A 12,228-nucleotide genomic window follows, 5' to 3' on the forward strand; every position below is an offset into this window, starting at 1 on the left:
GGGCTGCGAAGCAGCCCCAAAACCGCACGCTGCGGTTTGTCAGAAACAAATGCGTTGGCTTTAATGGGGCTGCTGCGCAGCCCAACGCGGGGCAAGCCCGCTCGCCACAAAAAAGCCCACTGGCTGAGAGGGTCCTGCTAGTTACAACAAGCTCACTGGCTGACGGGGGGCTGCTGGTCACAACAGGCCCACTGGCTGACGGGGGGGCTGCTGGTCACAACAAGCCCACTGGCTGACAAGAGGCCTGCGGGTCACAACACGCTCGACCACCACAGGAAACCGCCTGTGCCGCAGAATTTAACGAGAAATAGGCATGACTGATATTCCCCATTTTCCGCTGTCCGCCGTGGTCGGCGCCGATGACTTGAAGCTGGCGCTGTGCCTGACTGCCATCGACCCGAAGATTGGCGGTGTGCTGATCGAAGGCCCGCGCGGCATGGCCAAGTCGACCCTGGCGCGCGGCCTGGCCGACTTACTCGCCAGCGGGCAGTTCGTCACCTTGCCGTTGGGCGCCACCGAAGAACGTCTGGTCGGCACTTTGGACCTGGACGCTGCGCTGGGTGAAGGCCGCGCGCAGTTTTCCCCCGGCGTGCTGGCCAAGGCCGACGGGGGCGTGCTGTATGTCGATGAAGTCAACTTGCTGCCCGATCACCTGGTCGACCTGTTGCTGGACGTTGCCGCCAGCGGCACCAACCTGATCGAACGCGACGGTATTTCCCATCGGCACTCGGCGCGGTTTGTGCTGATCGGCACGATGAACCCGGAGGAGGGCGAACTGCGGCCGCAGTTGCTGGATCGCTTCGGTTTCAATGTGGCGTTGAGCGGGCAGACGTTGCCGGCCGAGCGTGGGCAAATCATCCGCCGTCGTCTGGATTTCGACAGTGACCCGGCGGCGTTTTGCACGCAGTGGGCCGAGCAGCAGGCCGCGTTGCGTGAGCGCTGCACCCAGGCGCGGGCGCGGCTGGAGAGCATCGCGCTGGATGATCAGGCCTTGGCGCAGATCACCGAGCGCTGCTTTGCTGCGGGTGTCGATGGCTTGCGCGCTGATCTGGTCTGGCTGCGCGGCGCCAGGGCCCACGCGGCGTGGCGCGGGGCGACCGCGATTGCCGAGGACGATATAGACGCGGTGGCGGAATTTGCCTTGCGCCATCGTCGTCAAGCGCAATCCCCAGCGGCCAGCCCGCCGCCTGAAGGCCAGGCGCCCAAGCCGTCGGATACCTCGCCTGGTCAAGGCCAATGGGGCGATATGCCCGCACCGACCCTGCCCACGGGCGCCCGCCGAGACGTGCCCAGCTGGCCAAAAAAGCCCTAGGCATCCGCCCCCGACCTGACGCGGGGGCGGATGCCCGTCCCACCGCGGGGCGACTGGACAGAGGCAGGCAGGGCAAGGCGCGCAGCGCGAAACAGGGCGCGGTCAACTGGCCGGGCACTTTGCTCGGTGGCCGACCGCAATCGCGTGAAGACTTGCGCTACCACCTGCGCAGCCGTTCGGCGCATGAATTGTGGCTGGTGATCGTCGATGCTTCGGCGTCTACCCGTCGGCACCGTGCATTGACCGACGCCAAAGGCTTATTGGCGCAATTGTTTGATGACGCTTATCGCCAGCGGGCACGCATGGCGTTGCTGACGGCCAGCGGACAATCGCCCGCATGGCAGGTGCAGGGGCTCAAGGCGGCGAAAAGCCTGGCGGGCTGGCTCGAACAGCTGGGCGCGGGTGGCGGCACGCCGTTGCTGGCGGCGTTGACCGAGGCGGGGCATTGGTTGGCGGCACGGCGCAAGCGCTATCCGACCGAGCAGCAGCGCTTGCTGGTGATCACCGATGGGCGGCTCAAGACGATTACCGGGCTGCCGTTGCTGGAGTGTCCGGGGCTGTTGGTGGATATCGAGCGAGGACCGATCCGATTGGGGCGCGCGCAGGAACTGGCGGCCGAGTTGCAGCTGGAATATCGGCATATCGATAGGCTGTAGTGCCTGGACTATTGCTTTCGCAGGCAAGCCAGCTCCCACATTAATATGCGGCGCGCTTGAAATGTCGGCCTGGCTTGCCCGCGATGGACCCCTCAAGCCTGCCCGAAACCCCCGCAGCCAACCCAATAACCAGCCTGAAATACGCTCCAAATGTAGGAGCTGGCTTGCCTGCGATGGGTCCCTTGAAACGGCCCCAAAACCCTCACCCAGACCCCACAGCCAAGCCAATAACCAGCCTGAAATACGCTCCAAGTGTGGGAGCGGGCTTGCTCGCGAAGAGGCCATCAGCCACCCCGCAAAAATCATCAGGTGCTGCCCGGCACGTTCGGCCACAAATCAGCCACCAGGAACAAGCGCTCGGCTTCCTCCCAGTCCTCACCGACTTGCACCATGCGCACCAGTAGCTGCGCCGGCGCCATCGGCTCCAACTCCGCGAGCCAGCCCTGCATTTGTTCCGCGCTCCACACCTCATCCGCGCGGTAATGCGCGGGTGCCAGCCATGCGTGCCGGGGCAGGGGCTGCCAGCGCCCAGGCGGGGTGGTGCGGACAAACTCCTGCCAGTCACGCTGATGCAACCAGCGCCCGCGCAAATGCTGCGGATGGGCCCCTCGGGGCGGCTCCGCCTGGCCCGGCCAGGGATAGAGCAAATACCCCCCAAGCCACAAATGCGCGTCGAACTGCTGGATATCCAAGGCGCCCAGCGCCTCACGGCTTTCCGGCCGCGCCGAAATCGGCAGTTGATGCTGGGCCAGGTGCGCCAGCTTGCGATCCAACCGGTCATGGCAGCCCGGGCCGAGCCACTGCGCAGTGTCCTCGCCGTTGCCGTGCTGGGGGCCGAGATAGAGCTTGATCGCCAGTTCCAGGTGGTGCACGCCCTCCCGGTCGCGCAGCAGCATGTCGAGCTCGCCCAAGGTGTGCCCGGCGCGGCGGATCGGCAGGTTGGCGGCCAGCAGCTCGACGCCCGGCGCATGCTGCACGGCGAACTGCCACAGGCGTTCGTAGTAGAGGCCCAGGCGGCGCGTGCGCGACAGGCTCAGCCAGTGCTGCAAGGCGCTGCTGTCGCGGTCGAGTGTGCGTAGCCAGTGTTCAAGCCGCTCGGGCGCTTGCACCCAGTCGCTGCCGGCCAGCGGGTGGCGCTGCGGCCACGGCGTCTGCGCCAGCATCGGCGGGGCGAGCATTACCCACGCCAGGTCGCGCACCTCGGGGTGGCGCAGTTGGCGGGGCAGGTTGTGCAAATCCGGGAACACAGTCATGAGTCCGAGCATAGCCTTTTAACCGCCGCGCAGGTGGCTGAGAACCGTTGTCATCAAGGCTTCACGGCGACAAAGGATTTTGCCTCAGGCGGCCTTTCGCCCATAATCGTTTCTTTTTTGCCACACCCCAAATCCCGCAGGAGCCCCATGGAGCAATTTCGCAATATCGGCATTATCGGTCGCCTGGGCAGTACCCAGGTGTTGGACACCGTCCGCCGGCTGAAAAAATTCCTGCTGGAACGCCATCTGCATGTGATCCTCGAAGACACCATTGCCGAAATTCTCCCCGGCCACGGCCTGCAGACTTCCTCCCGCAAGATGCTCGGCGAAGTGTGCGACATGGTCATCGTGGTCGGCGGCGACGGCAGCCTGCTCGGCGCCGCCCGGGCCCTGGCGCGGCATAACGTGCCGGTGCTGGGGATCAACCGTGGCAGCCTGGGGTTCCTCACCGATATCCGTCCCGATGAGCTGGAAGTCGAAGTGGCCAAGGTCCTCGACGGCCATTACCTGGTGGAAAACCGCTTCCTGCTGCAAGCCGAAGTACGTCGCCACGGCGAGGCCATCGGCCAGGGCGATGCCCTCAATGATGTGGTGCTGCACCCCGGCAAATCCACGCGGATGATCGAGTTCGAGCTGTATATCGACGGCCAGTTCGTGTGCAGCCAGAAGGCCGACGGCCTGATCGTCGCCACGCCGACCGGGTCCACTGCCTACGCGCTGTCGGCCGGTGGCCCGATCATGCATCCCAAGCTGGATGCCATTGTGATCGTGCCGATGTACCCCCATATGTTGTCGAGCCGGCCAATCGTGGTCGATGGCAACAGTGAGCTGAAAATCGTGGTATCCAAAGACATGCAGATCTACCCGCAAGTCTCCTGCGACGGGCAGAACCATTTCACCTGCGCCCCCGGTGACACTATCACCGTGAGCAAGAAGGCGCAGAAGTTGCGCTTGATCCATCCGCTGGACCACAACTACTACGAAGTGTGCCGCACCAAGTTGGGCTGGGGCAGCCGCTTGGGGGGTGGAGGCGACTGATGCTCGATCCCGCGCGCAGCTACGACCTGATTGGTGACGTGCACGGTTGCGCCCATACCCTTGAGCACCTGCTCGACCGGTTGGGCTACCACAAGCAAGGGGGCACCTGGCGCCACCCGTCGCGCATGGCGGTGTTCCTCGGCGATATCATCGACCGTGGCCCGCGCATTCGCGAGGCGCTGCATATCGTCCATGACATGACCGAGGCCGGTCAGGCGCTGTGCATCATGGGCAACCACGAGTTCAATGCCCTGGGCTGGACCACACCGGCGCCGCCGGGCAGTGGCAAGCAGTTCGTGCGCGAGCACAACCCACGGCATGCGCGGTTGATCCAGGAAACCCTGACCCAGTTCGAGCAGCACCCGGGTGACTGGCACGACTTCCTCGGCTGGTTCTACGACATGCCGCTGTTTGTCGATGCTGGGCGTTTTCGCGTGGTGCATGCGTGCTGGGATGACGGCTTTATCCAACCGCTGCGCGCGACCTTCGCGGACGGCTGCATCGACCCGCACTTCCTGCAGGCCGCCGCCGTGCCCGGCAGTTTTGCCTGCAATGCCTTCGACCGCTTGTTGCGCGGCACCGACATGCGCCTGCCCGATGGCCTCACGCTGACCGGCGGCGATGGGCTGACGCGTTCGTTCTTTCGCACCAAGTTCTGGGAAGACGACCCGAAAACCTACGGCGACATCGTGTTCCAGCCCGACGCCTTGCCGGAGCCGGTGGCGCGCACACCGTTGTCGTCCACGCAAAAAAATTCCCTGCTGCGCTATGGCGTCGACGAGCCCCTGCTGTTCGTCGGCCATTACTGGCGCAGCGGCAAACCGGCGCCGATCCGCCCGAACCTGGCCTGCCTGGACTACAGCGCCGTGCTGTACGGCAAGTTGGTGGCGTACCGCCTGGACCAGGAAACCCAACTGGATCCGCGTAAATTCGTCTGGGTCGACGTTGAGCGACCTGAGGTCATTAAATGAGTACCGTGGCTGTATTGCGCCTGCCCCTGAGCGTCGACCTGGGTGGTTTCGTCAAATTGCTGCAACGCATGCAAGTGCCCCATCGCGTCAGCGAAGAGGCGGGTGAGCAAGTGTTGTGGGTTCCGGAAACCATCAGTGAAGACGTGCGTGTGTTGTACCAACGCTTTCCCGCCGGCGATCCAGACCAGCAACTGGATATTCCCGAGCAGGCGCCGGTTTCGCGCCCCGGTTTTATCCAGCAAGTGCGCCACAGCCCGGTAACGGCGCTGGTGCTGCTGGCGAGCATCATCGTGGGCGCGGTGACCTTGCTGGGTGAGAACCTGCAAGCCATGAGCTGGCTGACGTTCCTGCCGTTTCGGGTGATGGGCGAGTACATCCAGTTCACCCCGTTCGCCGACATGTTGGCTTCAGGGCAGTGGTGGCGGTTGGTCACGCCGATGCTGATCCACTTCGGCATCCTGCACCTGGCCATGAATGGCATGTGGTACTGGGAGCTGGGCCGGCGCATCGAAGTGCGCCAAGGCAGCATCAACCTGCTCGGCTTGACCCTGTTGTTCAGCCTGGTCTCCAACTACGCTCAATACGCCTACGGTGGCCCCGGCCTGTTTGGCGGGTTGTCCGGCGTGTTGTATGGCTTGCTCGGGCATTGCTGGATCTTTCAATTATTGTCGCCCAACCCGGCCTATCGCTTGCCCCGTGGGGTGCTGGTGATGATGCTGGTGTGGCTGGTGCTGTGCCTGTCGGGGCTGGTCTCGATGATCGGCTTCGGTGAAATCGCCAACGCTGCCCACGTCGGCGGCCTGGTCATCGGTTGCCTTACCGGTTTGCTCGGCGGGTTGTACAACCGTCGCAAATCCTCTCTTTGATAAGGAAGAGCCTCATGTCCTCTTTTGCTGAAATGATCGAAAACATCACCCCCGATATCTACGAGAGCCTCAAGCTCGCGGTGGAAATCGGCAAGTGGTCCGATGGCCGCAAGCTCACCGCCGAGCAGCGCGAGCTGTCCCTGCAGGCGGTGATCGCCTGGGAAATCCAGAACCTGCCGGAAGACCAGCGCACCGGCTACATGGGCCCGCAGGAGTGCGCGTCCAAGTCGGCACCGGTGCCGAACATCCTGTTCAAGTCGGATGCGATCCATTGATTGAAATTGGTCGCGGTGCAGTCAGCAAGATGTCGGCGCAACTCGGTGAGCCGACCGTTCAATACGCGTTTCGCCTGGGCGATGTCGAGGTGCCGGTCAACCCGCTGATCGGTACTCATGTGCGCCTGGAATACCTCGGTGCCATCCATTGCAGCCATTGCGGCCGCAAGACCAAGACCAGCTTCAGCCAGGGGTATTGCTACCCGTGCATGACCAAGCTGGCCCAGTGTGACCTGTGCATCATGAGCCCCGAGCGTTGCCATTACGACGCCGGCACCTGCCGCGATCCGAGCTGGGGCGAGCAGTTCTGCATGACCGACCACGTGGTGTACCTGGCCAACTCGTCGGGGATCAAGGTCGGCATCACTCGCGCGACCCAATTGCCCACCCGCTGGCTGGACCAGGGCGCGAGCCAGGCGCTGCCGATCATGCGCGTTGCCACTCGCCAGCAGTCCGGCTTTGTCGAGGACCTGTTCCGCAGCCAAGTGGCCGACAAAACCAACTGGCGAGCGCTGCTCAAGGGCGATGCGCAATCGGTGGACCTCAAGCACGTGCGCGATGAGCTGTTCGTGGCCTGCGCCGAAGGCCTGGTGACGTTGCAGGAACGCTTTGGCCTACAGGCCATCCAAACGATTGCCGACATCGAGCCGATCGAAATCCGCTACCCGGTCGAGCAGTATCCGACCAAGATTGTCAGCTTCAACCTGGACAAGAACCCGATTGCCGAAGGCACGCTGCTGGGGATCAAGGGCCAATACCTGATCTTCGACACCGGCGTTATCAATATTCGTAAGTACACGGCCTACCAGCTCGCCGTGCATCAGTAGAAGGATGCCATCCATGCGCACCGAACAACCGAAGATGATTTACCTGAAGGACTATCAGGCGCCGGACTACCTGATCGAAGAGACGCACCTGACCTTCGAGTTGTTCGAGGACCACAGCCTGGTCCACGCGCAGCTGGTGATGCGCCGCAACCCTGCGCGTGGCGCCGGCTTGCCGCCGCTGGTGCTCGATGGCCAGCAACTGGAGTTGCTGACCGTCAACCTCGGCGACCAGGAACTGACGGCCGCTGATTACCAACTGACCGACAGCCACCTCACGCTGCACCCGACCCGCGAAACCTTCACGGTCGACACCAGCGTGCGCATCCACCCGGAAACCAACACCGCGCTGGAAGGCCTGTACAAATCCGGCAGCATGTTCTGCACCCAGTGTGAGGCCGAAGGCTTCCGCAAGATTACCTACTACCTCGACCGCCCGGACGTGATGAGCACCTTCACCACCACGGTGATCGCCGAGCAACATCGCTATCCGATCCTGCTGTCCAACGGCAACCCGATCGCCAGCGGCCCCGGTGAGGACGGCCGTCACTGGGCGACCTGGGAGGACCCGTTCAAGAAGCCGGCGTACCTGTTCGCCCTGGTGGCCGGCGACCTGTGGTGCGTCGAAGACAGCTTCACCACCATGACCCAGCGTGAAGTGGCGCTGCGCATCTATGTCGAGCCGGAAAATATCGACAAGTGCCAGCACGCCATGACCAGCCTGAAAAAATCCATGCGCTGGGACGAAGAAACCTACGGCCGTGAGTACGACCTCGATATCTTCATGATCGTCGCCGTGAACGATTTCAACATGGGGGCCATGGAGAACAAGGGCCTCAACATCTTCAACTCCAGTGCCGTGCTGGCCCGCGCCGAAACCGCCACCGACGCCGCGCACCAGCGGGTCGAGGCGATCGTCGCCCACGAATACTTCCACAACTGGTCGGGCAACCGCGTGACCTGCCGCGACTGGTTCCAGCTGTCGCTCAAGGAAGGCTTCACCGTGTTCCGCGACTCGGGTTTCTCGGCCGACATGAACTCGGCCACGGTCAAGCGCATCCAGGACGTGGCGTACCTGCGGACCCACCAGTTCGCCGAAGACGCCGGGCCCATGGCCCACGCGGTACGCCCGGACAGCTTTATCGAGATCTCCAACTTCTACACCCTGACCGTGTACGAAAAGGGCTCGGAAGTGGTCGGCATGATCCACACCTTGCTCGGCGCCGAAGGCTTCCGCAAAGGCAGCGACCTCTATTTCGAACGCCATGACGGCCAGGCCGTGACCTGCGACGACTTCATCAAGGCCATGGAAGACGCCAACGGCGCCGACCTCAGCCAGTTCAAGCGCTGGTACAGCCAGGCAGGCACGCCACGCCTGGCGGTGAGCGAGTCCTACGACGCCGCGGCCAAGACCTACAGCCTGACGTTCCGCCAGAGCTGCCCGCAAACCCCGGACAAGGTCGAGAAGCTGCCGTTTGTGATTCCGGTGGAGCTGGGCCTGCTGGACGCCAAGGGCGCCGGTATCGCCTTGCGCCTGGCCGGTGAAGCGACGGCTGGCGCCACCTCCCGCGTGATCTCGGTGACCGAAGCCGAGCAGACATTCACCTTCGTCGATATCGCCGAACAGCCGTTGCCTTCGCTGTTGCGTGGCTTCTCGGCCCCGGTGAAGCTGAGCTTCCCGTACAACCGCGACCAGCTGATGTTCCTGATGCAGCACGACAGCGACGGCTTCAACCGCTGGGATGCCGGCCAGCAACTGTCGGTGCAGGTGCTGCAGGAACTGATCGGCCAGCATCAGGCGGGCCAGCCGCTGAAGCTGGACCAACGCCTGATCGACGCGCTGCGCACTGTCTTGAGCGATGAATCCCTGGACCAGGCCATGGTCGCCGAGATGCTCTCGCTGCCGAGCGAAGCCTACCTGACGGAAATCAGCGAGGTGGCGGATGTCGATGCGATCCACGCCGCGCGCGAATTTGCCCGCAAGCAACTGGCCGACCATCTGTTCGAAGGGTTGTGGCTGCGTTACCAGGCCAATCGCGAGCTGTCCAAGCAGACGCCGTATGTCGCGGCCGCCGAGCACTTCGCCCGTCGTGCCCTGCAGAACATCGCGTTGTCGTACCTGATGCTCAGCGGCAAGCCAGAAGTCCTGGCGGCGACGCTGGATCAGTTCGACACCAGCGACAACATGACCGAACGCCTCACCGCACTGGCAGTGCTGGTGAACTCGCCGTTCGAAGCGGAAAAAGCCCAGGCGCTGGCGGTGTTCGCGGAGAACTTCAAGGACAACCCATTGGTCATGGACCAGTGGTTCAGCGTACAGGCCGGCAGCACGTTGCCGGGCGGGCTGGCACGGGTCAAGGCGTTGATGGAGCACCCGGCGTTCAACCTCAAGAACCCGAACAAGGTGCGCGCGCTGATCGGCGCTTTTGCCGGGCAGAACCTGATCAACTTCCACGCGGCGGACGGTTCGGGTTATCGCTTCCTGGCGGACCTGGTTATCCAACTGAACGGCTTCAACCCACAAATCGCTTCGCGCCAGCTGGCGCCACTGACGCGCTGGCGTAAATACGACAGCGCGCGCCAGGCGCTGATGAAGGCGGAGCTGGAGCGCATTCGTGGCTCGGGTGAGTTGTCGAGTGATGTGTTCGAGGTGGTCAGCAAGAGCCTTGCCTGAGTCGCCTGAATAAAAAACGGCCTGTATAGGCCGTTTTTTTTTGCTTCAAATTACCGGTGGTCGAGGTGTATCCGCGCCGATATCGACAGGGAAACGCTCGGCAATGATGCCGTGCGGCACGCCCAGCGGAATGGCACTGGCGGTGTCCAGGCGGGTGACCTGTTCGGCCGACAGGTGCACGCTCAATGCGCCCAGCGTGGCGTCCAGTTGTGCGCGCGTGCGCGAGCCGAGGATCGGGATCAATGCCGTGGTCGAGCGTCGCGCCTTTTCGCGCAGCCAGGCGATGGCGACGTGGGTCGGGGTGGCGTCGAGTTCAGCGGCGACGGCCAGCAGGGTGTCGAGCACGGCGGTTTCGCGCGCGCTTTTTTCCGCGTGGACCAGAATCCCCATTTTGCTGGCGCGAGTGTCGCCTTGGCTTTCTCGGTACTTGCCGGTCAGGAAGCCGCCGCCCAACGGCGACCACAATGTGGCACCCAGGCCCAGCGCCTCGGCCATTGGCAGCAGCTCGCGGTCGGCGGTGCGCTCGACCAGGCTGTATTCCACCTGGATGCCGATGATCGGCGCAAAGTTGCGCACTTCAGCCAGCAGGTCGGCGCGGGCAATGCGCCAGGCCGGGAAGTTGGACAGGCCGGCATAGTGGATCTTGCCGGCGCGCACCAGGTCGTCGAAGCCGCGCAGGATCTCTTCCATGGGCGTGACGTTGTCGCTCATGTGCGCCCAGAGCAGGTCGATGTGGTCGGTGTTCAAGCGCTTGAGGCTTTCTTCGACCGCGCGCACCAGGTTCTTGCGGTTGTTGCCGAGCCTGATCGTGCCCTCATCGGACGGTTGGGTGCGCAGGGTGTACTTGGTGGCCACCACCAGGTTGTCGCGCTCGCTGGCGATGAATTCCCCCAGCAGCTTTTCGGCCTGGCCGAACTGGTAGCCGTTGGCGGTATCGAGGAAGTTGCCACCGGCTTCAAGGTAGCCATCGAAGATCGCCTTGGCTTCATCGCGCTCGGCGCCATGGCCCCAGCCCGTACCGAAATTACCGGTGCCCAGGGCCAGTTCAGATACCTGCAGACCGCTACGGCGGCCAAAGACTTTATTGCGCATACAAGGACTCCAGAGGCAGTGATGTGTCTTACATGTTTGGAAACATGTATTTAATATGATCGCGATAATTTATACGGTCAAGAGGCTTTTTACTGCTGACATTTACTGACAGGGGGCTCTGGTAAGCTGCGGCACTTTTGTTTGTTCGGTGGGATCAACGTGTCGCGCACCACTCGTCTACTGACCTTGTTGCAGGCCCTGCGGGGCAAGAAACGCCCGGTAACCGCCGCTGTGCTGGCGGCGCAGTTGGAGGTGTCCGAGCGCACGCTGTATCGCGACATTGCCGAATTGACCGCGCTGGGCGCGCCGATTTTCGGCGAGGCGGGGGTCGGCTACGTGCTGCGCAGTGGGTTGTTCCTGCCACCGTTGATGCTCAACGCCGAGGAAACCGAGGCCATCGTGCTGGGCCTGCGGTATGTGGACCAGCGTGGCGACGATGTGCTCAGCCGCGCCGCCGCCAATGCCTTGGCGAAAATCGCCGACGTGCTCGACCCGGCCGCCCAGGAGGCGCTGCGCAACCCCACTTTACTGCCGGGGCCACCCGGGTTCGGTTACCCGGAGAACCGCGTGCCGCTGGATGTGTTTCGCGAGGCCATCAGGCACCAGGCCAAGCTGCAGATCGATTACGCCGATGCCAGCCAGACCCACAGCGAGCGCCTGATCTGGCCGCTGGCCCTGGGCTTTCTCAATGAGGTGCGGGTGATCGTGGCCTGGTGTGAATTGCGTGGCGCCTATCGGACCTTTCGCACCGACCGCGTGGCCAGCGCTCGCGAGAGCGGCGGGCGTTATCCGGGGCGACGCAGTGACTGGCTGCGGGCCTGGCGCAAGCTGATGGAGTCGCATGAAAAAGGTCCGTTCACTCCTGACAAAAACTGACACAACCCTGGCTTAGCATGGCCCTACAACCACTCAAAAAGGAGCTTTGCCATGTCCATGCCTGAATTGGCCCCAGCCATCGCGGCCTATATCGCGGCGACCAATTCCCGCGACACCGCAGCCATCACCCAGTGTTTTGCCGACGACGCGAATGTCTTCGACGAAGGCCAGCACCAAGTCGGCAGCGCTGCCATTGCACGCTGGATGGAGGACACCGGGCGGCGCTACCAGCCGCGGGTCGAAGTGCTCAAGGTGCAGCATCGCACCGGCAAAGTGCTGGTCAGCAATGTGGTCTCGGGCAATTTCCCCGGCAGCCCGTTGGAGCTGCGCTACACCTTTCGCCTGAATGAGCAGGGCAAGATTTCGCGGCTGGATATCTCGCTGTAAGTCA

General features: G+C 63.3%; 12 protein-coding genes. 10 read left to right on the forward strand and 2 right to left on the reverse strand.

All coding sequences use genetic code 11. The features are described 5' to 3' along the window. The first annotated feature begins 313 nt into the window (after positions 1-313). Together QMX97_RS19365 and QMX97_RS19370 are read left to right on the forward strand one after the other, a co-directional pair. Positions 314-1,312 (forward strand): AAA family ATPase, encoded by a 999-nt coding sequence (locus QMX97_RS19365; RefSeq protein ID WP_282397415.1) that lies wholly within the window; start codon positions 314-316, stop codon positions 1,310-1,312. A gap of 53 nt (positions 1,313-1,365) precedes the next feature. Next, entirely contained in the window at positions 1,366-1,968 is a 603-nt protein-coding gene (locus QMX97_RS19370) for a VWA domain-containing protein (protein WP_106805683.1), read from the forward strand. Positions 1,969-2,273: 305 nt separating this feature from the next. Here the strand turns inward: QMX97_RS19370 and QMX97_RS19375 are convergent, their stop codons facing one another. Beyond that, positions 2,274-3,221, reverse strand: a complete 948-nt coding sequence (locus QMX97_RS19375) for a DUF1853 family protein (RefSeq protein ID WP_282397426.1) — start codon at positions 3,219-3,221, stop codon at positions 2,274-2,276. Between the two features lie 147 nt (positions 3,222-3,368). Between QMX97_RS19375 and QMX97_RS19380 the strand changes: the two genes are divergently transcribed. From QMX97_RS19380 to pepN, 6 genes are read left to right on the forward strand one after another with little or no spacing between them, the layout of a single operon-like run. Further along, entirely contained in the window at positions 3,369-4,259 is an 891-nt protein-coding gene (locus QMX97_RS19380) for an NAD(+) kinase (RefSeq protein WP_003217892.1), read from the forward strand. After that, on the forward strand, positions 4,259-5,230 hold the full coding sequence (locus tag QMX97_RS19385; RefSeq protein WP_106804172.1) for a metallophosphoesterase: 972 nt from the start codon (positions 4,259-4,261) through the stop codon (positions 5,228-5,230). The genes QMX97_RS19380 and QMX97_RS19385 overlap by 1 nt, the downstream gene beginning before the upstream one ends. Further along, positions 5,227-6,096: a rhomboid family intramembrane serine protease gene (locus QMX97_RS19390; RefSeq protein WP_106804171.1), complete on the forward strand. Its 870-nt coding sequence runs from the start codon at positions 5,227-5,229 to the stop codon at positions 6,094-6,096. The genes QMX97_RS19385 and QMX97_RS19390 overlap by 4 nt, the downstream gene beginning before the upstream one ends. A 14-nt stretch (positions 6,097-6,110) precedes the next feature. After that, positions 6,111-6,371 carry a DUF1315 family protein gene (locus tag QMX97_RS19395; RefSeq protein WP_016972751.1) on the forward strand — a complete coding sequence of 87 codons (261 nt, stop codon included), beginning with the start codon at positions 6,111-6,113 and terminating at the stop codon, positions 6,369-6,371. Beyond that, positions 6,368-7,198 (forward strand): DUF2797 domain-containing protein, encoded by an 831-nt coding sequence (locus QMX97_RS19400; RefSeq protein WP_282397416.1) that lies wholly within the window; start codon positions 6,368-6,370, stop codon positions 7,196-7,198. Before QMX97_RS19395 ends, QMX97_RS19400 begins: the two co-directional genes overlap by 4 nt. A 13-nt stretch (positions 7,199-7,211) precedes the next feature. After that, positions 7,212-9,869: an aminopeptidase N gene (pepN, locus tag QMX97_RS19405; RefSeq protein ID WP_120448375.1), complete on the forward strand. Its 2,658-nt coding sequence runs from the start codon at positions 7,212-7,214 to the stop codon at positions 9,867-9,869. Between the two features lie 45 nt (positions 9,870-9,914). On the opposite strand, the gene QMX97_RS19410 is transcribed toward pepN, so the two are convergent. Next, entirely contained in the window at positions 9,915-10,961 is a 1,047-nt protein-coding gene (locus tag QMX97_RS19410) for an aldo/keto reductase (RefSeq protein WP_106804168.1), read from the reverse strand. Positions 10,962-11,120: 159 nt separating this feature from the next. On the opposite strand from QMX97_RS19410, the gene QMX97_RS19415 reads away from it, so the two are divergent. Beyond that, positions 11,121-11,837: a YafY family protein gene (locus QMX97_RS19415; RefSeq protein ID WP_120450711.1), complete on the forward strand. Its 717-nt coding sequence runs from the start codon at positions 11,121-11,123 to the stop codon at positions 11,835-11,837. 51 nt (positions 11,838-11,888) lie between these two features. Further along, positions 11,889-12,224 carry a nuclear transport factor 2 family protein gene (locus QMX97_RS19420; RefSeq protein ID WP_065906474.1) on the forward strand — a complete coding sequence of 112 codons (336 nt, stop codon included), beginning with the start codon at positions 11,889-11,891 and terminating at the stop codon, positions 12,222-12,224. The last annotated feature ends 4 nt before the right edge of the window (positions 12,225-12,228 follow it).

The sequence above is a fragment of the Pseudomonas sp. PS01298 genome (assembly GCF_029959745.1).
Lineage (GTDB): Bacteria > Pseudomonadota > Gammaproteobacteria > Pseudomonadales > Pseudomonadaceae > Aquipseudomonas > Aquipseudomonas aylmerensis.